The 25,417-nt window shown below is 72.5% G+C and carries 30 protein-coding genes; 14 read left to right on the top strand and 16 right to left on the bottom strand.

Annotated features, from left to right (window positions below):
- Positions 1 to 4: 4 nt before the first annotated feature.
- Complete coding sequence (locus Aau02nite_RS47350) at positions 5 to 130, bottom strand: hypothetical protein (RefSeq protein ID WP_281420986.1); 126 nt, start codon at positions 128 to 130, stop codon at positions 5 to 7.
- 156 nt (positions 131 to 286) lie between these two features.
- Here Aau02nite_RS47350 and Aau02nite_RS14495 point away from each other — a divergent pair, with 156 nt between their 5' ends.
- The 3 genes from Aau02nite_RS14495 (at position 287) to Aau02nite_RS14485 (ending at position 2,495) form a co-directional block, all read left to right on the top strand.
- Positions 287 to 592, top strand: coding sequence for an STAS domain-containing protein (locus Aau02nite_RS14495; protein WP_212988937.1), 306 nt, complete (start codon positions 287 to 289; stop codon positions 590 to 592).
- A 315-nt stretch (positions 593 to 907) separates the two neighbouring features.
- Positions 908 to 1,393 carry a nucleoside 2-deoxyribosyltransferase domain-containing protein gene (locus Aau02nite_RS14490; protein ID WP_212988936.1) on the top strand — a complete coding sequence of 162 codons (486 nt, stop codon included), beginning with the start codon at positions 908 to 910 and terminating at the stop codon, positions 1,391 to 1,393.
- Positions 1,394 to 1,439: 46 nt separating this feature from the next.
- Positions 1,440 to 2,495, top strand: coding sequence for a GGDEF domain-containing protein (locus Aau02nite_RS14485; protein ID WP_212988935.1), 1,056 nt, complete (start codon positions 1,440 to 1,442; stop codon positions 2,493 to 2,495).
- Here the strand turns inward: Aau02nite_RS14485 and Aau02nite_RS14480 are convergent.
- Genes Aau02nite_RS14480 through Aau02nite_RS14440 form a run of 9 tightly spaced genes read right to left on the bottom strand, consistent with a single transcriptional unit; the run spans position 2,476 to position 9,694 of the window.
- Positions 2,476 to 3,261, bottom strand: coding sequence for an IclR family transcriptional regulator domain-containing protein (locus Aau02nite_RS14480; RefSeq protein WP_212988934.1), 786 nt, complete (start codon positions 3,259 to 3,261; stop codon positions 2,476 to 2,478). The two genes, Aau02nite_RS14485 and Aau02nite_RS14480, sit on opposite strands and share 20 nt — an antisense overlap.
- Positions 3,262 to 3,277: 16 nt before the next feature.
- Entirely contained in the window at positions 3,278 to 3,658 is a 381-nt protein-coding gene (pcaC, locus tag Aau02nite_RS14475; protein ID WP_212988933.1) for a 4-carboxymuconolactone decarboxylase, read from the bottom strand.
- Positions 3,651 to 4,415 (bottom strand): 3-oxoadipate enol-lactonase, encoded by a 765-nt coding sequence (gene pcaD / locus Aau02nite_RS14470; protein WP_212988932.1) that lies wholly within the window; start codon positions 4,413 to 4,415, stop codon positions 3,651 to 3,653. Before pcaD ends, pcaC begins: the two co-directional genes overlap by 8 nt.
- On the bottom strand, positions 4,412 to 5,842 hold the full coding sequence (locus Aau02nite_RS14465) for a lyase family protein (RefSeq protein ID WP_212988931.1): 1,431 nt from the start codon (positions 5,840 to 5,842) through the stop codon (positions 4,412 to 4,414). The genes pcaD and Aau02nite_RS14465 overlap by 4 nt, the downstream gene beginning before the upstream one ends.
- A complete protein-coding gene (gene pcaG / locus Aau02nite_RS14460; RefSeq protein WP_212988930.1) occupies positions 5,817 to 6,332 on the bottom strand; it encodes a protocatechuate 3,4-dioxygenase subunit alpha in 516 nt (171 codons plus the stop codon). The genes Aau02nite_RS14465 and pcaG overlap by 26 nt, the downstream gene beginning before the upstream one ends.
- The gene (gene pcaH, locus Aau02nite_RS14455) at positions 6,329 to 7,000 is read right to left on the bottom strand and encodes a protocatechuate 3,4-dioxygenase subunit beta (RefSeq protein ID WP_212988929.1); all 672 of its coding nucleotides are present in this window, start codon (positions 6,998 to 7,000) and stop codon (positions 6,329 to 6,331) included. The genes pcaG and pcaH overlap by 4 nt, the downstream gene beginning before the upstream one ends.
- Positions 6,997 to 7,755, bottom strand: a complete 759-nt coding sequence (locus Aau02nite_RS14450; protein WP_246595142.1) for a CoA-transferase subunit beta — start codon at positions 7,753 to 7,755, stop codon at positions 6,997 to 6,999. The genes pcaH and Aau02nite_RS14450 overlap by 4 nt, the downstream gene beginning before the upstream one ends.
- Positions 7,752 to 8,555 carry a CoA transferase subunit A gene (locus tag Aau02nite_RS14445; protein ID WP_212988928.1) on the bottom strand — a complete coding sequence of 268 codons (804 nt, stop codon included), beginning with the start codon at positions 8,553 to 8,555 and terminating at the stop codon, positions 7,752 to 7,754. The genes Aau02nite_RS14450 and Aau02nite_RS14445 overlap by 4 nt, the downstream gene beginning before the upstream one ends.
- A complete protein-coding gene (locus Aau02nite_RS14440; protein WP_212988927.1) occupies positions 8,552 to 9,694 on the bottom strand; it encodes a 4-hydroxybenzoate 3-monooxygenase in 1,143 nt (380 codons plus the stop codon). Before Aau02nite_RS14440 ends, Aau02nite_RS14445 begins: the two co-directional genes overlap by 4 nt.
- A gap of 115 nt (positions 9,695 to 9,809) precedes the next feature.
- On the opposite strand from Aau02nite_RS14440, the gene Aau02nite_RS14435 reads away from it, so the two are divergent.
- The 4 genes from Aau02nite_RS14435 to Aau02nite_RS14420 are packed head-to-tail and all read left to right on the top strand — an operon-like array spanning position 9,810 to position 13,148.
- Entirely contained in the window at positions 9,810 to 10,775 is a 966-nt protein-coding gene (locus Aau02nite_RS14435) for an ABC transporter substrate-binding protein (protein WP_212988926.1), read from the top strand.
- Positions 10,772 to 11,578, top strand: coding sequence for an ABC transporter permease (locus Aau02nite_RS14430; RefSeq protein WP_212988925.1), 807 nt, complete (start codon positions 10,772 to 10,774; stop codon positions 11,576 to 11,578). The genes Aau02nite_RS14435 and Aau02nite_RS14430 overlap by 4 nt, the downstream gene beginning before the upstream one ends.
- The gene (locus tag Aau02nite_RS14425) at positions 11,575 to 12,342 is read left to right on the top strand and encodes an ABC transporter permease (protein WP_212988924.1); all 768 of its coding nucleotides are present in this window, start codon (positions 11,575 to 11,577) and stop codon (positions 12,340 to 12,342) included. The genes Aau02nite_RS14430 and Aau02nite_RS14425 overlap by 4 nt, the downstream gene beginning before the upstream one ends.
- A 14-nt stretch (positions 12,343 to 12,356) precedes the next feature.
- A complete protein-coding gene (locus Aau02nite_RS14420; RefSeq protein ID WP_212988923.1) occupies positions 12,357 to 13,148 on the top strand; it encodes an ABC transporter ATP-binding protein in 792 nt (263 codons plus the stop codon).
- Here Aau02nite_RS14420 and Aau02nite_RS14415 read toward each other — a convergent pair.
- From Aau02nite_RS14415 to Aau02nite_RS14405, 3 genes are all read right to left on the bottom strand, one after another.
- Positions 13,093 to 14,553 carry an aldehyde dehydrogenase family protein gene (locus tag Aau02nite_RS14415; RefSeq protein ID WP_246595141.1) on the bottom strand — a complete coding sequence of 487 codons (1,461 nt, stop codon included), beginning with the start codon at positions 14,551 to 14,553 and terminating at the stop codon, positions 13,093 to 13,095. The two genes, Aau02nite_RS14420 and Aau02nite_RS14415, sit on opposite strands and share 56 nt — an antisense overlap.
- Before the next feature lie 164 nt (positions 14,554 to 14,717).
- Positions 14,718 to 15,398 carry a response regulator gene (locus tag Aau02nite_RS14410; RefSeq protein WP_212988921.1) on the bottom strand — a complete coding sequence of 227 codons (681 nt, stop codon included), beginning with the start codon at positions 15,396 to 15,398 and terminating at the stop codon, positions 14,718 to 14,720.
- A 1-nt stretch (position 15,399) separates the two neighbouring features.
- Complete coding sequence (locus Aau02nite_RS14405) at positions 15,400 to 16,623, bottom strand: sensor histidine kinase (protein ID WP_212988920.1); 1,224 nt, start codon at positions 16,621 to 16,623, stop codon at positions 15,400 to 15,402.
- A gap of 182 nt (positions 16,624 to 16,805) precedes the next feature.
- On the opposite strand from Aau02nite_RS14405, the gene Aau02nite_RS14400 reads away from it, so the two are divergent.
- Both Aau02nite_RS14400 and Aau02nite_RS14395 read left to right on the top strand, forming a co-directional pair.
- Positions 16,806 to 18,971: an MMPL family transporter gene (locus Aau02nite_RS14400; RefSeq protein WP_212988919.1), complete on the top strand. Its 2,166-nt coding sequence runs from the start codon at positions 16,806 to 16,808 to the stop codon at positions 18,969 to 18,971.
- Positions 18,972 to 19,100: 129 nt separating this feature from the next.
- The gene (locus tag Aau02nite_RS14395; protein WP_212988918.1) at positions 19,101 to 19,640 is read left to right on the top strand and encodes a DUF4232 domain-containing protein; all 540 of its coding nucleotides are present in this window, start codon (positions 19,101 to 19,103) and stop codon (positions 19,638 to 19,640) included.
- Between the two features lie 48 nt (positions 19,641 to 19,688).
- Here Aau02nite_RS14395 and Aau02nite_RS14390 read toward each other — a convergent pair whose 3' ends face one another.
- Both Aau02nite_RS14390 and Aau02nite_RS14385 read right to left on the bottom strand, forming a co-directional pair.
- A complete protein-coding gene (locus tag Aau02nite_RS14390) occupies positions 19,689 to 20,018 on the bottom strand; it encodes an ester cyclase (RefSeq protein WP_212988917.1) in 330 nt (109 codons plus the stop codon).
- A gap of 209 nt (positions 20,019 to 20,227) precedes the next feature.
- Positions 20,228 to 21,490, bottom strand: a complete 1,263-nt coding sequence (locus tag Aau02nite_RS14385; RefSeq protein ID WP_212988916.1) for a serine hydrolase domain-containing protein — start codon at positions 21,488 to 21,490, stop codon at positions 20,228 to 20,230.
- Positions 21,491 to 21,840: 350 nt separating this feature from the next.
- Here Aau02nite_RS14385 and Aau02nite_RS14380 point away from each other — a divergent pair, with 350 nt between their 5' ends.
- Together Aau02nite_RS14380 and Aau02nite_RS14375 are read left to right on the top strand one after the other, a co-directional pair.
- On the top strand, positions 21,841 to 22,332 hold the full coding sequence (locus Aau02nite_RS14380; protein WP_212988915.1) for a SigE family RNA polymerase sigma factor: 492 nt from the start codon (positions 21,841 to 21,843) through the stop codon (positions 22,330 to 22,332).
- Positions 22,329 to 23,366, top strand: coding sequence for a hypothetical protein (locus Aau02nite_RS14375; RefSeq protein WP_212988914.1), 1,038 nt, complete (start codon positions 22,329 to 22,331; stop codon positions 23,364 to 23,366). The genes Aau02nite_RS14380 and Aau02nite_RS14375 overlap by 4 nt, the downstream gene beginning before the upstream one ends.
- Here the strand turns inward: Aau02nite_RS14375 and Aau02nite_RS14370 are convergent.
- Positions 23,363 to 23,587 (bottom strand): winged helix-turn-helix transcriptional regulator, encoded by a 225-nt coding sequence (locus Aau02nite_RS14370; protein ID WP_212988913.1) that lies wholly within the window; start codon positions 23,585 to 23,587, stop codon positions 23,363 to 23,365. The two genes, Aau02nite_RS14375 and Aau02nite_RS14370, sit on opposite strands and share 4 nt — an antisense overlap.
- 7 nt (positions 23,588 to 23,594) lie before the next feature.
- On the opposite strand from Aau02nite_RS14370, the gene Aau02nite_RS14365 reads away from it, so the two are divergent.
- The 3 genes from Aau02nite_RS14365 to Aau02nite_RS14355 all read left to right on the top strand — a co-directional run.
- A complete protein-coding gene (locus Aau02nite_RS14365; protein WP_212988912.1) occupies positions 23,595 to 24,050 on the top strand; it encodes an anthrone oxygenase family protein in 456 nt (151 codons plus the stop codon).
- A 429-nt stretch (positions 24,051 to 24,479) separates the two neighbouring features.
- The gene (locus Aau02nite_RS46420; protein ID WP_246595140.1) at positions 24,480 to 24,797 is read left to right on the top strand and encodes a hypothetical protein; all 318 of its coding nucleotides are present in this window, start codon (positions 24,480 to 24,482) and stop codon (positions 24,795 to 24,797) included.
- A gap of 206 nt (positions 24,798 to 25,003) precedes the next feature.
- On the top strand, positions 25,004 to 25,417 hold a 414-nt coding region (locus tag Aau02nite_RS14355; protein WP_212988911.1), incomplete at its 3' end, for a hypothetical protein.

The raw sequence follows: 25,417 nt of genomic DNA, 5'->3' as shown, positions 1-25,417 counted from the left end.
GCCTTCAGCCGAGCAGACTGCTGTGGTCGGCGACGGTCAGCGGGTTGTCGGCCAGCGCGCCGTCGGCCACGAAGGACACCGTGTCGGCGAGACCGCCGACCACCCGTACCCGCAGCCCGGCGCGTCTCATCGCGGTAGCTCGTACCCCTCGTCCTCCGCTGACATGCTCTGCATCATCCCCGCACGCCCGCGTGCCGCCGAAGGCGGGCGCGGCCGGGACCGGACTGTCACGCAACCGTCATACGGCTGCGGAGCACCCGCCACACACCAGGACGAACCTTGCGGGGTGAGCGGTGAGCACGCGAGGCAGGAGACGACCGTGGTCGTCACCGAGGCGCTGGCCGGTGCGACGGTCGAGAGGTGGCAGTCGCGCCTGCGGGACGCAGCCGCCGGACGCCCGGCCCGGCTGATCGTCGACCTGCGGCACAGCCCGCGGATGGACGCGGCTGCCATCGTGCTGCTGCTGCAGCTGCACCGGGAGCTGATCCGCGCCGATGCCCGGCTGACGCTGCGCGCCCCGGTGGCCCAGGTCCGCCGGATGCCGGGGCCGGCCCGCGTGGACCACGTGCTCGAGGTCGAGGAGGCCCGATGACCGCGTCCGAGGTGGAGCTGGACGTGCGGCTGGACGCCGTGGTCGTGCACGGACGGGCCGGGACGGACGCCACACCATGCACGTCGACGGGCTCTTCCCGATCTTCGACGACTGCGCGGCCGCGCTGGAGTGGCTGGGCGCCGAATATCCCGGCTGACCGCCGGTAGGGGATGCCGCGGCCGCGGGCGCCGCCGCTCGCGGGGGCACACGAGCGGCGCGGCCACGCGACCGCGTCATCCGGGCCCATGATCAGGTACGCACATGGCGGTCCGCCCGCGGCCGCATGACGGTTGTGTGACGGCTACGGTGGCAACCGTGCGATACGTGCAGGCGCCGCAACGGTACGACGGGCCCGGCCCGGTGCTCTTCCTCGCCGGCGGCATCACGGACTGCCCCGACTGGCAGTCCCAGGCCGTGGCCCTGTTGCGCGACACGCCCGGCCTGACCGTCGTCGATCCCCGCCGCGCCACCTTCGACCTGGCCGACCCGGACGCGGCCACCGAGCAGATCACCTGGGAGCACGCCCACCTGCACCGCGCCGACGTGGTGCTGTTCTGGTTCGCCCCGGGCGGCAGCGTCCAGCCCATCACCTTGTACGAGCTGGGCGTGCACGTCACCCGCGGGGTCCCGCTGGCGGTCGGGGCCGACCCGGGATATCCGCGCCGGCTCGACGTCGAGGTGCAGCTCGCCCTGGCCCGCCCCGGCCTGCGGGTGCATGACACGCTGGCCGCCACGGTGCGGGAGGCCGAAGAGCTCAGCTCGCCCGGCCGGGTGCCGATGAGCGGAGTCCACGAGGCGTAGGCGGATGCACTACGGTCGGTTGATCACGGTGGCGAAAGGAGCGCGGGTGACGGCCTCCGATCCGCAGCTGCAGGCCCTGCGTGCCCTGCACGCGGTGACCAAGCGCGTGCACGCGAGCCTCGACCTCACCCAGACCCTGGACGCCGTCGCGAGCGGGGTCGTGGAGGCCTCCGGCTTCGGCCTGGCCGCCGTCAACCTGGCCGAGGAGAACGGCGACTACACCACCGTGGCCGTGGCCGGCAGCGACGACCTGCGCCGGGAGCTGCTCGGCATGCGCGGCTCGGCGGAGAACTGGCGGGAGCTGTTCCGCCGGGCCGAACGCTGGGGCTCGCTCTACTTCGTCGACCACCGCAACGGCGTACCGGAATCGCTCTACGTCTGGGTCCCCGACATCGAGCCGACCGACGACCCGGAGCTGTGGCACCCGCTGGACTGCCTGTTCGCGCCGCTGATGGCGCCGTCCGGGGAATGGGTCGGCGTGCTCAGCGTCGACCTGCCGCACGACGGGCGCCGCCCGGACGCCCAGCAGCAGGAGATCCTGGCCTTCTTCGCCGAGCACGCCGCGATCGCCATCCAGCACGCCCGGCTGCACTCGCAGCTCGAGCGCAGCCAGGCCGCCGCGGAGTACGCGGCCACCCACGACAGCCTCACCGGCCTGGCCAACCGGTCCCTGCTCAAGACCAGCATCGAAGCCCTGCCCGGGCGGGGCGCCCCGCACGTCGGGGTGCTGGTGGTGGACCTGGACGGCTTCAAGAAGGTCAACGACGCCGCCGGGCACGAGGCCGGCGACGAGGTGCTGCGGATCGTCGCCCAGCGCCTGCAGCACCACCTGCGCCCCGCCGATGTGCTGGCCCGCACCGGCGGCGACGAGTTCGTCGCGGTGCTGACCGGCGAGGACCTGTCGCGGGCCCTGCCGGAGGCCGCCCAGCGGCTGCGCGAGGCGATCCGGGAACCGATCTGCGGGCGCACCGGCGTGTACCGCATCGGCGCCAGCGTCGGGTACGCGATCGGCCGGGCCGGTGAGGACTTCTCCCGGCTGGTGGCGACCGCGGACGCGGAGATGTACCGGGAGAAGCGGCGGGCTAACGCGCCGGTCTCGTGACCCGCAGATCGGCCGTGATCCGCTCGGCGGTGGCCAGCAGCGGCGGCAGCAGCTCGGCCCGCATCGCGGCCACGGACGTCCGGCTCGCGTGCACCGAGACGTTGACGGCGGCGGTCACCGCACCGGACCGGTCGAACACCGGGGCGGCCATCGACCTCAGCCCCTCCTCCAGCTCCTGGTCCACGATGGCGTAACCCTGCTTGCGGACCCGCCCCAGCTCGGCCCGCAGCTCCGCGACCGAGCCGACCGTGCGTCCGGTGAGCCGCGTCAGCCGTACGCGGGCCAGGTAGGCCTCCACCCGCTCCTCGCTCAGGTGGGCGACCAGCACCCGGCCCATCGAGGTGGCGTAGGCCGGGAACCGGGTCCCCACGTTGATCGCCACGGTCATGATGCGCCGGGTCGGCACCCGCGCCACGTACACCACGTCGTCGCCGTCGAGCACCGACACCGACGACGACTCGTGCACCTCGGCGGAGAGCTGTTCCAGGTGCGGCTCGGCCACCTCGGGCAGCGACAGGCTGGACAGAAACGCGTAGCCCAGCTCCAGCACCCGCGGGGTCAGCGAGAACAGCCGCCCGTCGGTGCGCACGTAGCCCAGGTCGGTGAGGGTGAGCAGGAAGCGCCGGGCGGCGGCCCGGGTGAGGTCGCAGATCCGGGCCACCTCACTGAGGGTGAGCTCCCGGTGGTGGGCGTCGAACGCCCGGATGACGGCGAGCCCGCGTTCCAGGGACTGCACGAAATGCGGCTCACGCGCGTCGTCACTCATCGCCCGGACCACGGCGTCACGCCCCGGACCCGTCGTCGGCCAGCACGGCTTCGGCGATCTTGAAGGCGGCGTTGGCGGCGGGCACGCCCGCGTACACGGCGGTGTGCAGCAGGACCTCGGCTATCTCGTCCGGGCTCAGCCCGTTGCGGCGCGCGGCGCGCACGTGCATCGCCAGCTCGTCGTGGCACTGCAGCGCGGTGAGCAGCGCGAGCGTCACACACGAGCGGGTACGCCGGTCCAGGCCCTCGCGGGTCCACACCTGCCCCCAGGCGGAACGGGTGATGTACTCCTGGAACGGCGCGGTGAAGCCGGTGGTGGCCGCCACGGCCCGGTCGACGTGCGCGTCACCGAGCACCTCCCGCCGTACGGCCATGCCGTCGGTGTAGTCGTCAGCCATCGAGCGCCTCCAGGATCAGTCGGTTCGCGGCCGGAGCCTGTTCGAAGCTGGCCAGATGGGCCGCCCCGGCGACGACCTCGAGCCGGGCGCCGGGGATCGCCGCGGCGATGGCGGCCCCGTGGGCGGGCGGGGTGGCCGGATCGTCGGCCCCGGCGACCACCAGCGTGGGGGCGGTGATGCCGGGCAGGTCCGGCCGCAGGTCCAGCTGCTCGATCGCGGCGCACGCGCCGGCGTACCCGATCGCCGGGGTGGCCGCGACCATGTCCCGCAGCCGCCGCACCTCGCCCGGGTGGGCCGCCGCGTAGCCCGGGGTGACCCAGCGGGCGACGACCGCGTCGGCCACGGCGGCGGTGCCCCCGGCCCGGACCGTCGCGGCCCGCTCGGCCCAGGCGGCCGGCGGCCCGAGCCGGGCGGAGGTGCAGAACAGGACCAGCCGGTCGACCCGCTCGGGGGCGTGCGCGGCGAGCCACATGGCGGTCATCCCGCCCAGCGACAGGCCGACGACAGGGGCCCGCGCGACCCCGAGCCGGTCCAGCAGGGCGAGCGCGTCGCGCCCGAGATCGGCCAGGGCATACCGGCCCGGGGGTACGGGCGAACGACCGTGACCGCGCGCGGCGTACCGGATCACCCGGCGGGCGCCGAGCGCGGGCAGTTGCGGCTCCCACATGCTCAGATCCGCGCCCAGCGAGTTGATCATGAGCAACGGGGGAGCGTCGGACGGCCCGTCGACGCGGTGATGCACCGCGACCGCGCTCATCGCCGGGCCGCTGTCAGGGCGCGGTCGATCAGGGCGTCCGTGCTGCCCAGGTAGGTCTCGGGCGTGAGCAGCTCGGCCAGGTGGGCCGGGTCCAGGTGGGCCGTGATCGCGGGGTCGGTGCCCAGGTCGCCGCGGGCGACGGCCGCGCGGACCACCGCGTGCGCCCCGGTGCCCAGGGCCGGGCGCAGCGCCCCGGCGACCCGTTCGGCGAGCAGGGCGCCGTGGGTGAGGTCGAGGTTGGCGCGCATCCGGCCGGCGTCCACCCGCAGGCCGGTCAGGGCCCGGCGCAGCTGGTGGGCGGCTGAGCCGGTCGAGGCGAGCAGGGCCCGCAGCGGCTGCCACTCGGCGTGCCAGTCACCGGCGGCCCGCTGATGCTCGTGCGCCATGGCGGCGAGCAGGGTGGCGACCAGCCCGGGCGCCTGGGCGGCCGCGGCGGCGGCGCTGATCGCGGCGATCGGGTTGTGCTTGTGCGGCAGCGTCGACGAGCCGCCGCCGTCGCCGGCCTCGGCCACCTCACCCACCTCGGTCTGCGCGAACAGGACAAGGTCGCGGGCGACCTTGGCGATCGCCCCGGCCGCGGTGCCGAGCGCCCCGGCCAGGTCCGCGACGCGGGTGCGCTCGGTGTGCCACGGCAGGTCCGGCTCGGCCAGCCCGGCCTCGGCACTGAACGCGCCCAGCATGCAGACCCCGACATCACCGGCGTCCGCGCCGCCCCGGACTTCTCCGGCGAGCGCGGGCTGTCCGGCGTCCCCGCGGTGCGCGGCCTCTCCGGTCCGGCCGGCCGGCGGATCGCCGGGCCGGAACGCGGCCAGGGTCCCGGCGGCGCCGCCGAGCTGGGCGGCGAGCCGGTGGTCGCGGACCTCGACCAGCCGCCGCCGGGCACTGTCGAGCCCGGTCAGCCACCCCGCCGCGACCAGGCCGAACGTCGTCGGCAGCGCCTGCTGCAGCAGCGTGCGCCCGGCCACCACCGTCCCCCGGTGCCGGTCGGCCAGCGCGGCGGTCAGCTCGGTCACCGCGGCCAGGTCGCCCAGCAGCGGCACCAGCGCCCGCTGCGCGACCAGCATCGCCGCCGTGTCCACGATGTCCTGGCTGGTGGCACCCCGGTGCACCAGCGGCGCCACGTGCTCCGGCACCGCCGCGCGCAGCCGTCCGATCAGCGGTACCACCGGGTTGCCCGTGCCGGTCGCCTCGGCGCCCAGCTCGCCCGGGTCCACCTCCAGGCTCGCGCAGGCGGCCGTGACGGCCGAGGCGTCCTCGGCCGTGGCGATCCCGCACCGGGCGGCCGCGCGGGCCAGCGCGGCCTCGGCGTCGAGCATCGCCCGCACCCAAGCTGCGTCGGCGACGGCCGCGCGCACCTCGCCGGCGGCCAGGACCCCGTCGAACAGGCCGGGCGCCGCGCGGTCAGACGGAGAAGAAGACGGTCTCATCGGGCCCCTGCAGGGTGATGTCGAAGCGGTAGCCGTCCGGGGATCTCTCCGCGATCAGGGTGCCGCGCCGCTCGGCCGGGACGCGGACCAGCACCGGGTCCGCCTCGTTGGCGGCCGGTTCGTCGGCGAAGTACACGCGGGTGACCACCCGGTGCAGCAGACCGCGGGCGAAGACCGACATGTCGAGGTGCGGCGCCTGGTCCTGGACCACACCCGGCTTCACGGTACGGATCGCGTACCGGCCGTCGTCGTCGGTGGCGCAGCGGCCCAGGCCGCGGAAGCCGGGCGTGTGGAACCGGCCCGAGGGGTCGCTCTGCCACGTCTCCACCAGCGCATCCTTCACCACGTCGCCGCTGCCGTCGCGGATCTCGCCGCGCAACCACACGGCCCCGGGCGCGTCGGCCGTGACCACGTGCGGGCCCTCGTCCCAGGTGAGCCCGATCGACAGGTACGGCCCGACGGTCTGCGACGGCGTCGCGCTCGTGCTCATCGGGTCTCCATCGGCGTCGCGGCCGCCCCGCTGAGCACGATGTCGAAGCGGAAGCCCAGCGCCCACGACTCGACGGTGGCGCCCAGGTCGAAGCCCGCCACCAGCCGGTCGCGGGCGAACTCCGGCACCGAGTGGTAGATCGGGTCGTAGGCGAACAGCGGGTCGTCCGGGAAGTACATCTGGGTGACCAGGCGCTGGGTGAACGCCCGGCCGAACAGCGAGAAGTGGATGTGCGCGGGCCGCCACGCGTTCGGGTGGTTGCCCCACGGGTACGCGCCCGGCTTCACCGTCACGAACCGGTAGTTGCCCTGCGCGTCGGTCATCGTGCGGCCCACGCCGGTGAAGTGCGGGTCCAGCGGCGCGTCGTGCCGGTCCCACTTGTGCAGGTAGCGGCCGGCCGCGTTGGCCTGCCACACCTCGACCAGGGTGTCCGGCACCGGCCGGCCGTCGGTGTCCCGGACCTGTCCGTGCACCACGATGCGCTGGCCCTGCGCCTCGCCGGTGCCGTCCACGGTCAGATCGGCGTCCGCGGCGGCCACCGGGCCCTCGCCCAGCACCGGCCCGGTCAGCTCGGTCAGCGTGGGCGGCAGCAGGATCGGCGCCTGGTGCGGGGCCCGCAAAATCGTCGACTTGTAGCCGGGGGACAGCAGCGGCGGGTGCACGGTCATGGGTTCTCCTTCGCTCCGGTCAGTGCGCGCAGGGCGGTCAGCTCGTCCTCGCTCGGCGGCTCGGTGGTCGTCACCGCCGCGGCGGCGCGCAGCGGCCAGCCGGTGGCCGCGACGGCCTGCTCGGCGGTGACCCCGGGGTGCAGCCGGGTCAGGATCAGCTCCCGGGTGTCCGGGTCCGGCTCCAGCACTCCCAGGTCGGTGATGACCAGCACCGGTCCGCGCCCGCGCAGGCCCAGCCGGGCCCGGTCGCCGGGGCCGCTGCCGTGACCGAACGACGTGACGAAATCGACCCGGTCGACGAACGTGCGCCGGCTCTGCCGGACCACCACGATGACCTCGCCGCAGGACGCCGCGATCTCCGGGGCGCCGCCCGCGCCGGGCAGCCGTACCCCCGGGTCGGCGTAGTCCGGGCCGATCACCGTGGTGTTGATGTTGCCGTGCCGGTCGATCTGGGCGGCACCGAGGAAGCCGACGCCGATCCGGCCGGGCTGCAACCAGTAGTTGAACATCTCCGGGACGCTGACCACCGCGTCGGCGGTGGCGGCGAGCACGCCGTCGCCGATGGACAGCGGCAGCCGGTCCGGCTTGGCGCCGATGGTGCCGGACTCGTAGACCAGGACCAGCTCCGGGGCATGGGTACGGCGGGCCAGGTTGGCAGCGGTGCTGGGCAGACCGATGCCGACGAAGCACCGGGTGTCGCCGCGCAGCGCCCGGGCCGCCGCCACGGTCATCATCTCGTCCGCGGTCCAGCTCACGCCCGTACTCCCGTCAGCCACTCGCCGAACGTGTCCCGGTCCCGGCTGATCCTGTCCCAGGCCTGGTAGTAGTCGTTGTCACGGTCGCTGTAGCCCATCGCGTACGAGGGATGGGCGCCGCCGGGCACGGGCGCGACCCGGGTGACCGCCCAGCCGGGCAGCACGACCGCGCCGGGCACCGGCGTCAGCTCGTCCACGATCTCCTCGACCGTCACCAGGGAGCGGGCCGAGGCCAGCACGACCTCCTTGTGCACCCCGGTGATGCCCCAGAACTGCACGTTGCCGGCCCGGTCGGCGCGCTGGGCGTGCACGATGCCGACGTCCGGGTTCAGCGCCGGCACCGCGGTCAGCGTCTCGCCGGTGAACGGGCAGGTGATCGGGGCGATGGTCGCCGTGTGGGCGGGCAGGTCGGTGCCGAGGTAGCCGCGCAGCACGGCGAACGGCAGGCCGGACGCGCCGGCGACGTACCGGTTGGCCATGCCCGCGTGGCTGTGCTCCTCGATCTCCAGCGGTGCCGGCCAGCCGTGCTGGACGGCGTCGCGGAAGCGGTGCAGCGACCCGACGCCGGGGTTGCCGGCCCAGGAGAAGACCAGCTTGGCCGCGCAGCCGGCCCCGATGAGCTGGTCGTAGACGATGTCCGGGGTCATCCGGACCAGGGTCAGCCCGCGCCGGCCCTGCCGGATGATCTCGTGGCCGGCGGCCACCGGGATCAGGTGGGTGAAGCCCTCCAGCGCGACGGTGTCGCCGTCGTGCACCAGCTCGGCGATCGCGTCGGCGAGCGGGACGATCCGGGCGCTCACCGGGGGAGCCCGACGTAGTTCTCGGCGAGCGTGGTCGCCGCCGCGGTGGAAGTGGTCACGTACTCCAGCTCGGCGAGCTGGACGCGGTGGCCGAACTCGTCGTCGCCCTCGTGGCGGTGCAGCATCGTGGTCATCCAGTTGGAGAAGCGCTGCACCTGCCACACGCGCTTCAGGCAGGTCCGCGAATAGCTGTCCAGCAGCTCGTCCGTGCGTTCCCGGTAGTGCGCGGTGAGCGCCTCGGCCAGCACCCGGACGTCGGCGATGGCCAGGTTCATGCCCTTGGCGCCGGTCGGCGGGACGATGTGGGCCGCGTCGCCGGCCAGGAAGAGCCGGTTGTGGCGCATCGGCTCGACGGCGAAGCTGCGCATCCCGGTGATGCCGCGTTCGAGGATCTCGCCCTCTTCGAGCGGCAGGTCGAGCCGGGTGCGCAGTTCGTCCCAGATCCGGGTGTCGGGCCAGGCGGCCAGGTCGGTGTCCCGGGGCACCTGCAGGTAGAGCCGGATGACGTCCGGGGTCCGCATGCTGTGCAGGGCGAAACCGCGTTCGTGGTAGGCGTAGACCAGCTCCTCGGCGGCGGCGGGGGAGCGGGCCAGGATGCCGAGCCACGCGTACGGGTGCTCGCGCTCGGCCGTGCGCAGGGCGCCGTCGGGCACGGCGAGGCGGGCCACCCCGTGCGAGCCGTCGCAGCCGGCCACGAAGTCGCACTCCAGGCGCTGCCGGACGCCGTTCTGTTCGTACTCCAGGACGGTGCCGTCGACGGCGGTCACCTCGGCCTCGAAGTGCAGCGGGAGGTCGTCGGCCAGCCGGGCGGCGATCAGATCCTTGACCACCTCCTGCTGGCCGTAGACCGTGATCGTCTTCCCGGTGAGCGCGGCCAGGTCGATCCGGTGGCTCTCGCCGCCGAAGCGCAGCTCGATGCCGCGGTGCACCATGCCCTCCCGGCGCATCCGCTGCCCGACGCCCAGCTCGTCGAGCAGCTGGGCGGTGCCGTGTTCGAGCACCCCCGCGCGGACCCGGCTCTCCACATAGGATCGCGAGCGGCGTTCCAGGAGCACCGCGTCGATCCCGGCCCGCTGCAGCAGCCGGGCCAGGACGAGCCCGGCCGGTCCGGCCCCGACTATGCCGACCTGCGTGCGCATGGGCGACCTCCGAATCGATGGTCGTCGTTGACGTGAGGCAGAGCACACCTTACGTTCTCCATAAGAACGTACGTGCGTTCTGCGCACAAAGACAACCTCCAGGAGGTCTGCGGAAATGCGTCGGTTCATCACGGGGATGACCGTGCTCGCCCTCGTCGCGGCCGGGGCGGGCTGCGGATCGTCCGGGGACTCCGGGGGCGGCACCACGGACGGCGGGGTCGCGAAGGTCAAGGTCGGGATCATCCCGATCGTCGACGTCGCGCCCATCTATCTGGGTCAGAAACAGGGCTTCTTCGCCAACCGCAAGATCGACCTGACCATGGAGAGCGGCCAGGGCGGCGCGGCGATCGTGCCCGGCGTGGTCAGCGGCCAGTTCCAGTTCGGCTTCAGCAACATCACCTCGCTGCTCATCGCCCAGACCAAGAACGTGCCGGTCAAGGTCGTGACCAACGGCGTGGCCTCCACGGGTACGGCGGGCAAGGACTTCGGCGGCGTCACGGTGCGCAAGGACAGCCCCATCACCGAGCCCGCCGACCTGGCCGGCAAGAAGATCGCGGTCAACACGCTGAAGAACATCGGCGACACCACCGTGCGCGAGTCGGTCCGCAAGGCCGGCGGCGACCCCAGCGGGATCACCTTCGTCGAGATGCCGTTCGCCAACATGCCGGCCGCCGTGGAGAACGGCCAGGTCGACGCGGCCTGGGTGGTCGAGCCGTCGCTGTCGGCCGTGACCGCCGCCGGGGGCCGGGTGGTCGCCTGGAACTACGTCGACGCGGCGCCGGACCTGACCGTGGCGGCCTACTTCGCCTCCAGCAAGCTCATCGCCGACGACCCGGACCTGGTCAAGCGGTTCACCGAGGCGATGAACGAGTCGCTGGCCTACGCCGACGCGCACCCGGACGAGGTCCGCGAGATCCTCGGCTCGTACACCAAGATCGACCCGAAGGTCCGCGAGGCGCTGACCCTGCCCAAGTGGCCCACCGAGATCAACAAGCCGTCGGTCGAGACGCTCAGCAAGCTCGGCGCCCAGGACGGCATCTTCGGCTCGGCCACGCCCGACCTGGCCAAGATTCTCCCGTGACGGCGGTCGGGGCGGCGGCGCCGCGGACGGCGCCGGGTGGCCGGGCCCTGCTCGGCCTCTCCGGCCTGGCCGGCCTGCTCGTGCTGGTCGAGCTGCTGCCCCGCACCGGGATCGTCTCGGACAGCTACCTGCCGCCCACCAGCCGGATCCTGGCCGCCCTGGCCGACGAGGCAGCCACCGGCGCGTTCTGGGTGGCCGTCGGTGACACCCTCACCGCGTGGGCGATCGGCCTGGCGATCGCGGTGGTGGCCGGGGTGGGCGCGGGCGTGCTGATCGGCGCGGTGCCGGTGCTGCGCGCGGTCACCGCCTCGACGGTGGAGTTCCTGCGGCCCATCCCGTCGGTCGCGCTCATCCCGCTCGCGGTCCTGCTTTACGGCTCGGACCTGGGCTCGACCCTGCTACTGGTGGTCTACGCGGCCTTCTGGCAGGTGCTGGTCCAGGTCCTGTACGGCGTCGCCGACGTCGACCCGGTCGCCGACGAGACCGCCCGCAGCTTCCGTTTCGGCCCCTGGGCCCGGATCCGGTACGTGCTGTGGCCGACCGCGCTGCCATACGTCTTCACCGGCGTCCGCCTCGCCGCCTCGGTCGCGCTGGTGCTGGCGGTCACCGCCGAGCTGGTGATCGGCGCGCCCGGCCTCGGCGCGGTCATCGCGGTCGCCCAGACCTCGAACGCGATCACCACCATGTACGCCCTCATCGTCGTCACCGGCCTGCTCGGCGTGGCCATCAACCTGGCCGCCCGCTATGCCGAACGCCACTTCCTCGCCTGGCACCAGTCCGTCCGCGGGGAGGCGCCCTCATGATCAAGCGGCTGCTGCTGGTGCTCGGCCTGCCGGTCGTGCTCTTCGTGACCTGGTACGCCGCCAGCGCGAACAGCGAGAACTTCTACGCACCCCCGCTGCGGCAGATCCTGGCCGCGTTCGTGGACACCTGGACCCCCGAGCGGCTGCGCGCCGACGTGCTGCCCAGCCTGGCCCGCCTCGGCGCCGGTTACCTGCTCGCGGCGCTGATCGGCATCGCGGCCGGCGTCGCGATCGGGGCGAACCCGCGGCTGCGCGCGGCGGCCGAGCCGGTCCTGGAGTTCTTCCGGGCCGTCCCGCCGCCGGTGCTGGTGCCGGTCATCATGCTGTTCGCGGGCATCGGCAACGGCATGAAGGTCATCGTGATCGTGTCCGGTTGCGTCTGGCCGGTCCTGCTCAACACCGTCGAGGGCGTGCGCGCCACCGACGGCGTGCTGGCCGACACCGCCCGCGCGTACGGGCTCACCGGCGCGGCCCGGCTGCGCCACCTGCTGCTGCCCTCGGCGTCCCCGCAGATCATCGCGGGTCTGCGGCAGGCCCTGTCCATCGCGATCATCCTCATGGTGATCAGCGAGATGTTCGCCGCCAGCAACGGGCTGGGCTTCACCATCGTGCAGTTCCAGCGCAGCTTCGCGATCCCGGAGATGTGGAGCGGCATCATCCTGCTCGGACTGCTCGGCTTCGGCCTGTCCGAGCTGTTCCGCCTGGCCGAGCGCCACGCGCTGGCCTGGTACCACGGCCTGCGTGACGCCCAGCGGCGCTCGTGACGAAGGAGACGACGATGCTCGAGGTCAAGGGCCTGCGCAAGGTCTACCGGTCCGGCAGCCGGGAGGTCGAGGCGCTGCGCGACCTGACGTTCACCGTCGCCGCGGGGGAGCTGGTCTGCCTGGTCGGCCCGTCCGGGTGCGGCAAGACCACGCTGCTGCGCTGCATCGCGGGGCTGCTCGGCCCGACCTCCGGCGAGGTCACGGTGGGCGACCGGAGCGGCCTGGCGATCGTCTTCCAGGAGTACGGCCGCAGCCTGTTCCCGTGGATGACGGTGCGCGACAACGTCGACCTGCCGCTGCGGCAGAAGAAGGTCCCCAAGGCCCGCCGCAGGGAACTGGTCGCCGAGGCCCTGACCGCGGTCGGGCTGGACGGCACCGAGTCCGCGTACCCGTGGCAGTTGTCCGGTGGCATGCAGCAGCGCGTCGCGATCGCCCGGGCCGTGGCCTACGAGCCGTCGATCCTGCTGATGGACGAGCCGTTCGCGGCGGTCGACGCGCAGACCCGGGCCGATCTGGAGGATCTGGTCCGCTCGCTGTGGCAGCGGCTCGGCATGACGATCCTGTTCGTCACGCACGACATCGACGAGGCGGTCTACCTCGGTCAACGGGTGCTGATGCTGTCCGCGTCGCCGACGGTCGTGCAGGACGAGCTCACCGTCGACCTGCCCGCCGAACGCGACCAGCTGCACACCCGGGCGGATCCGCGCTTCGTCACCCTGCGGACCCGCGTCTACTCCCAGATCCAGGCGGCTAAAACGGGTACTGCTTCGGGCGCTGCTGGAGAGTTATCCAGCGCAGATCGGTGAACGCTTCGACGCCGGCCCGGCCCCCGAAGCGCCCGTAGCCGGAGTCGCCCATCCCGCCGAACGGCGCGGTCGGGTCGTCGTCCACGGACTGGTCGTTGACGTGCGCGATGCCGGTGCGCAGCCGCCGGGCGACGGCGAAACCCCGGGTCACGTCCCGGGTCAGCACCCCGGCGGTGAGCCCGTACGGGCTGTCGTTGGCCACCGCGACCGCCTGGTCCTCGTCGGCCACGGTCAGCACGGTCGCCACCGGCCCGAAGATCTCCTCGGTGTGGATGCGCATGTCCGGGGTCACGCCCGCGAGGACCGTCGCCGGGTAGTGCGCGCCGTCCGGCGTACCGCCGCCGCTGAGCACCCGGGCGCCGCCGGCGACCGCCTGGTCGACCAGGCCGGCGACCCGCTCGGCCGCGCCGGCGTTGATCAGCGGCCCGATCACCGTGTGCGGGTCGGTGGGATCCCCGGCGGGCAGCCCCTCGGCCTTCTCGGCGAGCCGGGCTACGAACTCGTCGGCCAGCGACCGGTGCACGATCACCCGGTCCGCGGACATGCAGATCTGCCCGGAGTTCAGGTACGCCCCGAAGGCGACGGCGTTCACCGCGTACTCCAGGTCGGCGTCGTCCAGCACCAGCACCGAGTTCTTCCCGCCCAGCTCGAGCACCGCCGGGGTGAGATGGCGGGCGGCGAGCTCGCCGATGCGCCGGCCCACGCCGGTGGAACCGGTGAAGTTGACCCGGCGCACCCGCCGGTCACCGATCAGCGTCTCGGCGACGACCGCCGCGTCGGCCCGGTCGTTGGTGAGCACGTTGAGCGCGCCCGGCGGCAGCCCGGCGTCGCGCAGGATGTCGGCCAGGAACAGCGCACAGGCCAGCGGCGCGTCCTCACTGGCCTTGACCACCACGGTGTTCCCGACGGCCAGCGGCGCGGCGACCGCCCGGGCACCCAGGATCAGCGGCGCGTTCCACGGCGCGAACGCGGCGACCACGCCGGCCGGCTGGCGGATGGCCAGCGACAACGCGCCCGGGTCGGCCCCGGCCAGCACCTCGCCCACCGGCAGGGTGGTCAGCGCGCCGGCCTCACGGAACATGCTCGCGGCCAGCCCGACGTTGAACAACGACCAGCCCAGGGCGCCGCCGGTCTCGGTGGCCATCAGCGCGGCGGCCTCGGTGGCGCGCTCCTCGAGCAGGTCACCGGCCCGGGTGAGGATCCGGCGCCGCTCGGTGGGCGCGGTCGTGGACCAGCCCGCGAAGGCGGCCTCGGCGGCGTCGACGGCCCGGGTGACGTCGGCCGGCCCCGCGGCGGCGACCCGGGCGACGACGCCACCGGTGTGCGGATTGAGGTCCTCGGTGGTACGCCCGTCCGCCGCGGCGACCTCGTCGCCACCGATGAGCAGGCTTCTGGTCTGGGTCACGGGCCACCTCCGGCAGTGTTCGGCATGCGAACACATGTTCGCCCCGAAACGTGCCCGAAACGCTAGTGCGGCCGGGACCGGCTGTCTACAGGTCGGCGACGTCGAAGTCGGCCGCGTCGATGTCGGCGCCCACCACTCGGTGACCGGCGGCGGGAAACGCGCTCTCAGCTTTCCGGCAGAGTGTCGTCCGGCCTGACCATGTGGTGCTGGTAGGCGATGACCACCAGCTGGGCCCGGTCGCGGGCGTTCAGCTTGATCATCGTGCGGTTGATGTGGGTCTTGACCGTCAGCGGAGACAGGTGGAGCCGCTCGGCGATGTCGTCGTTGGACAGCCCGTGCGCGACCAGGAGCAGGATCTCCCTCTCCCGGTCGGTGACCAGCGCGAGCTCCGGCAGCTCCCGCATCGGTGGCTGGAGGTGGTGGATCAGCCGGCTGATCAGCCCGCTGGTGGCCCGCGGTGACAGCAGCGCCTCGCCGCCGGCGACCACCCGGATGGCGTTGACCAGATCGCCGGGCGCCACGTTCTTGCCGAGGAAGCCGCTCGCCCCGGCCTGCAGGGCGTAGAGCACGTTGTCGTCGTCGTCGAACGTGGTGAGCACCAGTACCCGTACGTCGGCGAGGCGCTCGTCGGCGCCGATGCGGCGGGTCGCCTCGATGCCGTCCAGGAACGGCATGCGGATGTCCATCAGCACGACGTCGACCCGGCCCCGGTGGCACAGGTCGACGGCTTCGCGGCCGTCGGCGGCCTCGCCGACGACCTCCAGTCCCGGCTCGGCATCGATGATCATGCGGAAACCGGCGCGGATGAGCGCCTGGTCGTCGGCCAGCAGCACGCGGATGCTCACGTCACACGTCCCTCAGGGCGACGGGCGGATGGACCGGCAGTTGCTGGCCGTGGGGGTTGAGGCGGTTGACCGCCCGATCATCGGTGGGCAGCTCGGCATGAACGCGGAACCGGCCGCCGTCGACCGGTCCGGCGGCGATCGTGCCGTGTGCGGCCGCGGCCCGTTCCTGCATGCCGAGCAGACCGAAGCCGGAGCCGGGCCGGCGGCCGCCGGACCCGGCCACCCGGTTGGTGACCTCGATGCTCACAGTGTCGATGGTGTACTCCAGATCCAGGGTGGCGTCGCCGTCGCCGTAGCGGTGGGCATTGGTCAGAGCTTCCTGCACGATGCGGTACGCGGCCAGGTTCACCACCGCCGGCAGCGGCCGGGGCTCGCCGCGCTGCCGGTGCCGTACGGCGAATCCCATGGCCCGCAGCCCGGCCAGCAGTTCCTGCAGGCGGTCCACGCCGGGCGCCGGTTCGGTGCTGCGGACCTCGTCCGGGTCACGGAGCACACTGATCACCGACTTGATCTCCTCCAGCACGGTGTCGGCGGCGGTACGGATGTGCCCGAGCACGGGCCACACCTTGTCGGGTTCGTTGCGCAGCACGTGGTTGGCCGCGCCGGCGTGCACGCTGATCACCGTGATGTGGTGGGCGACGACGTCGTGCAACTCCCGGGCGATACGCAGCCGTTCGTCCATCACCCGGCGGCGGGTCTCCTCGTCGCGGTTCATCTCCGCCTGCCGGGCCCGCTCGGTCACCTCCGCGATGTACGCCCGGCGCATCCGGATCGAGTCGCCCGCCGCGGCGCCACCGAAGATCAGCGCGAACGTGGTGAACTGGTCCGTGCTCCACCAGTCGGCGAGGTACACCACCGAACCGGTGACCATGAGCGAACCCCACATGAGCCAGGCGTAGAGCCAGGGCCGGCGCAGCGGGCTGGCCAGCGCGGCCGAGTACGTCAGGACGCCGGCCACGATGAACATCCCGTCCGGTGGCCGGCTCAGCGCGGTGGTGAGCATGAAGACAGCGCCGGCGGTCAGCAGGACCGGCACGGGATAGCGCCGGCGGGCCAGGATCAGCACAGCGCACACCGCCGCCAGCAGCGCCGTACCACCGTGCACCGGAGTCGGGCCCACGTACAGCACCATCGCGACCCCGGCTGTCGCCAGCACCACATCGCCCAGCGGGCCGCGGTAGCGGTCGAGGTACCGGGGCCGCCACTGGCTGATTGCCGCGTACATGATCACGACGGTAGTGCGGTGAGCCGGTTCCTATCGACCTGTTCCCGCGGTATCGCCACGCCGCGCGGTTACTGCGTCCGCAGTACCTGGTCGCCTGCGCTGGCGGGACGACGTGACCCGGCGCCGGCCGCGATCGTGGAACCGCTCCCGAACCGGGGCCCGACCACCGACGGAGGACATTCGTGGCGACCATTCTGTACCGGCTGGGGCGATTCTCGTTCCGGCGCCGTCGGCTGACGCTGGTCGTGTGGGTGCTCCTGCTCGGCCTGTTCGGCGTGGGGGCAGCCCAGCTGTCCGGGCCGACCAGTGATGAGTTGTCGATCCCCGGCACCGAGTCGCTGCAGGCGTTGGATGTGGTGGCGGAGAAGTTCGGTGAGGGGGCGGACACCGCCTCGGCCAAGGTGGTGTTCACCGTCCCCGGCGCGGCCACGCTGACCGGCCGGGACCAGCAGGCCGCGGTGCAGGCCACGGTCGCCGCGCTGCGCAAGGTACCGCAGGTCACGACGGTCGCCGACCCGTACCGGGCCGGAACGGTCGCCCCGGACGGGAAGACCGCCTACGCCGATGTCGACTATGCGGTGGACGAGACCGAGGTGAACGCCGCCTCCCGCGCGGCGCTGGTCGCCGCCGGCGACACGGCACGGCAGGCCGGCCTCGGCGTCGAATACTCCGGAGACGTCACCGAGCAGGCCGAAGCGGGCAACGCCACCGAAGGGCTCGGCATCCTCGTGGCCGCCGTCGTCCTGCTCATCACCTTCGGCTCACTCGTCGCCGCGGGCCTGCCCGTGCTCACCGCCGTCATCGGGGTCGCCGTCGGCATGCTCGGCATCCAGGTCACCACCGGCTTCCTCGACCTGACCTCGAACACCGCCGACCTCGCCACCATGCTGGGCCTGGCCGTCGGTATCGACTACGCGCTGTTCATCCTGTCGCGCTACCGCTACGAACTCGCCGCCGGCCGTGACGGCGAGGAGGCCGCCGGGCGCGCCGCGGGCGCCGCCGGGTCCGCCGTGGTCTTCGCCGGCCTGACCGTCATCATCGCCCTGGCCGCGCTCGCGGTGGTCGGGATCCCGTTCCTGGCCGCCATGGGCGTCGCCGCCGCCGGCACTGTGGCCATCGCCGTTGTGATCAACCTGTCGCTGCTGCCCGCCCTGCTGGGCTTCGCCGGCCGCAAAGTCCTGCCCCGGGCCCAGCGCAAGACCGAGGACAACCGGCCCGCCAGGACCCCGTACGGCGAGCGCTGGGCCCGCGGGGTCATCAAGCACCGCATCTCCGCCCTGATCCTGTCGGTCGTCGCCGTCGGCGTTGTCGCGATCCCTGCGCTCGACCTGAAGCTGGCACTGCCCGACGACAGCACCGCGTCCCCGGCATCCACCCAGCGCAAGGCGTACGACCAGCTCTCCGAGGGCTTCGGGGCGGGCATCAACGGCCCCTTGCTGATCGTGGTCGACGCCGCCGCCGGCACGGTCACCCCCGCGGGGGAGCGGGCCCGGCAGCTCATCTCGGGTCTCGAGGGCGTCGTGCTCGTCACCGCGGCCGAGCCGAACCAGGCCGGCGACACCGCCACCCTCAACGTCATTCCCCGCAGCGGTCCGACCAGCGAGGAGACCAAGAAGCTCGTGCACGACCTGCGGGCCCGGCAGGCGGACTTCAGCGCGGCCACCGGCGGTGCGACCCTGGCCGTCACCGGCCGGACCGCGGTCGACATCGACGTATCGGAGAAGATCAACGACGCGCTACTGCCCTACCTGTCCGTTGTGGTCGGTCTCGCGTTCATCCTGCTGATGGTGGTGTTCCGCAGCATCCTGGTGCCGATCAAGGCGACCGTGGGGTTCCTGTTGTCGGTGGCCGCCTCGTTCGGCGCCCTGGTCTTCATCTTCCAGCAGGGCAACCTGGCCGGCCTGGTCGGAATCGCGTCGACCGGCCCGATCGTCAGCTTCATCCCGATCTTCCTGATCGGCATCCTGTTCGGCCTGGCCATGGACTACGAGGTGTTCCTGATCATCCGGGCCCGGGAGCAGTTCGTGCACGGCGCAGCCCCGGACGAAGCCGTCGTGTCCGGCCTGAGACACGGCGCCCGGGTCGTCACCGCCGCGGCGCTGATCATGATGAGCGTCTTCGCGGGCTTCGTCTTCGCCGAGGACATCATCATCAAGTCGCTCGGGTTCGCCCTCGCGTTCGGCGTCGCCGTCGATGCCCTGCTGGTCCGGATGACCATCGTCCCGGCTGTCCTGTCGCTGCTCGGCCGGTCCGCGTGGTGGCTGCCGCGGTGGCTGGACCGGATCCTGCCGAACGTCGACGTCGAAGGTGACCGGCTGGCCGAGCAGCTGGCCCGGAGTGACCACTGACCGAGGAGAGCGGCGCCGACAACGTCGCCGAGACCCGCGCCCCTTGTGGCACGGAAGGGGGAGCAAGGTCATCGTCGTTCCCCCTAGCGTCTACCAGGACACGCAAGCACGACTTCGGGGGAGCAACGGATGCGCAACATCGGTCGGGGAACACTGCTGGCGGCCGGTGCGCTGGGGCTCACGCTCGCGGCGGCGCCCTCCGGGGCCACGGCCGGCACCTTCACGGCGGGCAACTCCGGGATGCTGGACCTCGCGGCGGTCTCCGCCACGGCGTACACGCTGGTGCTGCCCGACGCGGGTGCGGACTACGTGGATCCCGCGACGGGCGAGCCGCCCTCGCGGTGCCGCACCGGCGAGCTGCGCATCACCGGCGATGCCGGTTCCCTGGTCTTCGAGAACATCACCGGACACGCCTGCTCGCTGCGGGGCCACCCCGGGGTCAAGACCGCGGCCGGTGCGTTGACCCCCGCCGGCGCGGCAGCGCCGGCCATGCTGCTCGCGCCGGGCGACCACGTCCGGGCCGCGGTCCTTCCGGCGACCTGCGAGACGACGGTACGGGTGCCCGGCTTCCAGGTCGCGGCCCCGGAGGACAGGAGTACGACGTTCGTCGGCGCGCCGCACGAGGCCTGCGCCGCGGGTTCGGTGGCCGCGTTCACCGCGGCTGGCTGAGGCCGGCTCAGGGGTGGGCGGGCTCGGAGATCTGCCGCATGAGGCCCATCATGTCGGGTGACACCCACTCCTCGGCGAGCTTGTCACCTTCGACGCGGTAGATGTCGATGCTGGAGAACGCCACTGCCGGTGAGTGGCTGGTACATCCTGGAACGACCCGGTGTGGGTGCCGGTGAAGAGCATGCGCACCGCAACCCTGTCACCGGCGCCGGAGATGTCCTCGATCGTGATGCGAAGGTCGGGGAACCCGTCGAGCATGGCCTGCACGCCCGCCTTCCAGATCTCGCGGCCGTGCAAGGGTTCGGGCAGTCCGGGCAGGTTGATGATGAAGTTCTCGGTGAGCAGTTCGGCGCACGCGTCGAGGTCGCCCTGCTGCACAGCATCCAGACCAGACGCCCGTCCTCCCAGTCGTGCCCGTAGCCATGGCGGCCAGCGCCAGGTCGGGCTCGGCGACAGTGCGCAGGCCGGCGTCTGGCTTGGTGAACAGATTGATCAGCCCGTCGGGACGCTGCATACGCAGGTGCCGTTCGGCCGCCATCGCGTACACCTGGCGAAGGGCGGGTCCGGCCGCCGCGCCGGAGCGCGGGTCAGCCGCCGCCACCCGATGGCGGATTGACCGGCGCGCCGGTGATGGCGGCCTCCTGCCGCAGCAGGAGGTCCTGGATCTGCAGGTTGTCGTCGTTGCTCAGGACGACACCCACCCAGCCGGTGTCCGGGTGGATACTCCAGTTGGCACCGATGCCGGCGTCCGCGCCGCCGCGCCCGATCACCCATTGGCCGTTGCTGATGCTGATCGGCATCGTGTATCCGTGGAACGACATGGGCTCCGGACCGGGGAGCTTGGCCCCGGCGAACAGGTCGGCGTAGGGCCGGTCCAGCACCGTGCCGTCGCGCAGCGCTTCGGCGAACCGGACCAGGTCCGGCGCGGTGGCGAAGCCACCACCCGAGGCGTGACCGATGAAGCCGCGGCCCGGATTCCTGCCCTTTGTGTGCGGGTCCACGCTGCCCTGGTCCAGGTGGCGGACGGCGTCCACGAGGCTGCCGTCAGCCTGACGCATGTACGGGTGCGCGATGTGCTTGCCGGTGAGCCACTGCTCCCTGGTGTAGAACGCCGACCGTGTCATACCGCAGCGCCGGAAGACGTGCTTGTGCACGTAGTCCCAGAACGTCATGCCGGACACGGCCTCGACGATCTGCGCGGCCATGGCCAGACCGACACCGCCGCCGGGGCGGTGGCCATTGGACTCCGCACCGGGAACCCCCACCAGCGTCGCCTCCCGGACCCACTGCTTGTGGTACTCGTGCACCTCCGCGCGGCTGTGGAAGACGCGTTGCCAGTCCGGCATCGGGGCGTCCAGCCCGGAGGTGCTGGTGAGCAGGTGGTGGATGGTCACCTTCCCGGCGATCTCCGAGGAAAGGTCCTTCAGGTATCGGCCCACCGTGTCGGACAGCGTCACCCCGCCCTGCTGCACCAACTGCAGGACGGCCACCGCCAGGAAAGGCTGGCTCGCCGACGAGAGGTTGAACGCGATGCCTTCGTGGTTGCGGATGCCCCTCTCCCTGTCGGCCATGCCGTGACTGCGCGACAGCACCGTCCGGCCCCGGTACGCCAGCAGCACCACACCGGAGAACTTGCCCTTGGCGGCGAGCTCGGCCACGTACCGGTCGAAGGCTCCACCGGGCCGGGTATCCGGCGGAATCCGGTGGCGCCCACCTGAGCCGGCCGAGTGGGCGTGGGCGGTCCCGGCGCCCAGCAACGGCGCTCCGGCCGCCACCACACCGGCGGCGGCCAGTCCGCCGGATGTGACAAGTCGCCGCCGGCTGATCCCCCGTACCGAATCGGAATTCATGATCACAGTCCTTTCCCGGTCGACCGACCCGGCGCTGACAATGAAGCGCTGTGTCCCATGCCTCCACTGAAGACGAGTGACCGTTGCGGTGACGTATGCGGATTTCCATACGCCCGCAATACAGCGAATTCCGCGCATGATCTGATTCTGCGCTCAGCCGCATGTCGTTGACGGCGCCGGTGACGCGCGTCGCACGCCAGCCATTTCCGAAAGGGGCCGATCCAGCAGCTCGGTAAGAGCCCCGTCCGGGCCGTCCCGTCACACACCGGCCCGCTTCATCGGCGAGCGGCACAGCGGATCCGGTCGTGCCCGCGTCAGAGGGACAGAGACCGTTTCGCACAGGAGGCCGGATGCAATTCGAGGAGTTCGTGGCGGCGCGGTCACCCGCCCTGCTGCGGTACGCCGTGCTGCTCAGCCACGATCCGGAACAGGCCCGGGACCTCGTCCAGGAGGTGCTGACCCGGGCCCTGGTCAAGTGGAACCGCATCGAGCGGGTGGACGAGCCGTACGCGTACGTGCGCCGCATGCTCACCAACGAGTTTCTGTCCTGGCGGCGCCGGCGGCGGGTGGCGACCGTGCCGCTCACCGGCGCCCACGATCGGGCCGTCGAGCACCGGGCCAACCCCGGGGACGACCTGTGGAGCCTGCTGGCCGAGCTTCCTCGCCAGCAGCGGGTGGTGCTGGTGCTCCGTTACTACGAGGGGCTGACCGACAACGAGATCGCCGACGTGATGCGCTGCCGGGCGTCGACGGTCCGGGCGTACGCCAGCCGGGCCCTGGCCACTCTGCGCGTCGAGATCACCACCGAGACGATCCGGAACCAGCAGGAGGCACAGCTGTGAACACCGTTGACGATCTGCGCCGGACCCTGGAGGACCAGGCCGGCCGGGCGCCGGACGAGCGCGGGCTGATCGAGGGCGCCCGGGCCGGAGCGGCCCGGATCCGCCGGCGGCGCCGGGTGACCGCCGCAGCCGGTACCGCCGCCGCGGTCCTGGTGTCGGCCCTGGTCGTGCCGTTCGCCGTACGGCACGAGTCCGCGCCACCGGTCGCACCGTCCGCATCGTCCGTATCGCCTGTCCCGGCCGGCCCGCGCCGGGGATCGGACCTGACCGTGGCTTTCGCTCCGGGCAAGGGACTGACGGTCTCGGCGTACACCGCCGATACCCTCACCCAGGATCTGATGGCCGTCCGCGACGACGGGATGAAGTTCTACCTGCACGTCTCCAACCCCGGGACTTTCGGGCGCGACCCGATCGAGGGATCGAAGCGGGTCAGCGTGGGTGATCGGGACGGGTGGTACCTGGTCCGGCAGTCAGCAGGCGTGACGTCCTCGAAGCCCGAAACGGTGCACAGCCTGCTCTGGGAGACGCGGGACGGGTTCGGGCTGAAGTTCAGCAGCGTGTCCGGCCAGGCGGACCTGCTCGCCACCGCGCGGGCGATCCGGTTCGTCCGGCCCGCCCCGCCGAGTGGTCCGCTGCAGCTGGGCTGGGTGCCGGACGGGCTGATTCCGACGTCCGTCGACGTCCGCGCCGACAGAAAGACCGGGAGCGTCCACCTGTTGCCGCCCGTCAGCGAATCTTCGGAGGACACCGGCATCTTCCTGAGTGCGGAGCCCGTGTCGCCCGACTGGCTCACTCGCTGGACCGAGGGGGCGCCGCCGACTCACACCATCGCTGGTCGCCAGGCGTGGTATCGGGAGCTTCCGTTCGGCCGTCGCGGCACTCTACGCGCCATCCTGGCGGTCACGGCCGGCGACTGCGGAATCACCGTCCAGGCCACCGGCCCGATCAGCTTCGCGGATCTCGAGCGGCTGGTCGGGGAGGCCACGATCGGCAGCTGCACCAGTCAGGACGGCTGGGGCCCGGTCGTACCTTAGGCCGTACTTCGTCGGTCTCGGGACAGGTGCGCCTCACCCCAGCTGTACAGTTGCGCGACGAGGGGCACGAGGGTCCGGCCGTACCCGGAGATCGAGTAGGTGACGCGTGGCGGTACCTCCTGCGCGTCGTGCCGGTCGATGATGCCGTCGGCCACCAGTTCCTGCAGGTGCCGGATGAGCATCCGTTCGGTGATCTCAGGAATGCTGCGCCAGAGTCTCATGAGGGGCATGACTCTGGCACTGGCCGTTGCTGCGCTCACCGTTGTGGGCGTCATGGTGGGCGGGGAATTCTGCGTCGCCGTCTTCGTCAATCCCATCCTCGACCGGCTACCGGGCGACGCCGGTCTGGCGGGACGGGCGGACGGCGGGCGTGTGCTCGGCCGCGCCATGCCGTTCTGGTACGTGGCTTCGCTCGTCCTCACTGTCGCGCTGGCCGTGACCCACCGCCACGACCCGGGCATCGGCGCCCTGGTGGGCGGGGCGGCATTGTTCGTGCTGAGCATCGTCATGTCCCTCGCCGTGCTGGTGCCCATCAACAACCGCGCGAAGACCTGGACGCCCGACCGGGCGCCGGACAACTGGCGCGAGCAACAGGCCCGTTGGGACCGGTACCACTACGCCCGCGTCGGAGTCATCATCACGGCCTTCGCCCTCGTCGCGGTCGGCGTCATCCAGAGCTCCTGAGCCGTCCCAGGCGGCTTGCTGAGAAGGTGGACCGGTGGATCCCGCGTTCCTCCTCGTGCACAGCCTGCTGCTGGGCCCGCTGACCTGGACCCCGGTGGCAGCGCGGCTGGCAGCCTCCGGAGCGGCAACCGCAGTGCCCTCCCTGATCGACGTGACCGATCCCGACGATCCGCCGTTCTGGCCGCGGGTCACGACCGCGGTCAACGACGCCGTGGACCGGCTGCCCGCGGACCGGCCGGTCGTGGTGGTCGCGCACAGCAACGCCGGGCTTCTCGTCCCGGTCATCGCGCAGGCGGCCCGGCGCCCGGTCGCCGGGTGCCTGTTCGTCGACGCCAGACTGCCGGCCCGCACCGGCCCCTCGCCCGCGGCGACGCCCGAGCGGCTGGCCCTCCTGCGGGCCCGGACGGGGACCGACGGCCGGCTCCCACCGTGGACGACCTGGTGGGACGAGACGACGTGGCCCGCCTGTTCCCCGACGCGGACACCCGAACGGCGGTCTCGGCCGAGCAGCCCCGGCTTCCGATCAGCTACTACGAGCAACGGATCCCCGGCCCCGCCGGGTGGGACGACCGGCCGTGCGGGTACCTGCTCTTCGGGCCGCCCTACGACCTCGAGGCCCGGGATGCGCGGGAGCGCGGCTGGGCGGTCGACCAGATCAGCGGCGGGCACCTGCACCAGCTCGTCGACCCGGACGCGGTGGCCGCCCGCCTCGTCGCCATGACCGAGGATCGTGGCCCGGCGCGCTGAGCCGACGTGCTCGTCGGCCCCCGCCGCATGACCGACGGCGACCACCGGCAGCGGGCAGAGTTCGTCCCACCTCCCCACTGCATCCCACCAACCACAGCTGTCGGTGCGCCCGGCAGAAATTCGCCTGCGGTTTCCGGGAACGGCTGACCTCGCATCAGCGTGGTGCTGTGCTGGGCGGGTCGAACCAACCTCTCGAAGGGATTGTCATGAAGAGCGGAATCAGGCGCCTGAGCCTGGCGGGAATGGGCGTCGCGACCGGCGCGGCGTTGGCACTGGGCCCGGCTTCGGCAGTGCTCGCGCAGGACGACGCCGGGCGGGCTGACCTGCGCGGCACCACGGCCTGCGCGCTGACCCGGACCGACACGCCGGTCGCGTCCTGTCCGGGCCAGTCCTCCGGCAGCCTCAGCGGTACCCTCATCGTCATCTTCCATGGCCACCTGCTCTGGCCGTGGACGCCGGGCGGCCCGCTCGGTGGTCTGCTCGGCAGTGGCCAGCAACCACCCGCGACCGGCGGCCCCACGCCCGCGCCCACCGACCCGACGACGGCTCCGACGCCCGAGCCGACGACGAGCGAGCCGACGACGGCGCCGACCGCAGCCCCGACGGCCGAGCCGACGACG

The organism is Actinoplanes auranticolor, assembly GCF_018332655.1.
Taxonomy (GTDB): Bacteria; Actinomycetota; Actinomycetes; order Mycobacteriales; family Micromonosporaceae; genus Actinoplanes; species Actinoplanes auranticolor.
This window is presented reverse-complemented; position numbering and strand designations above follow the sequence as displayed.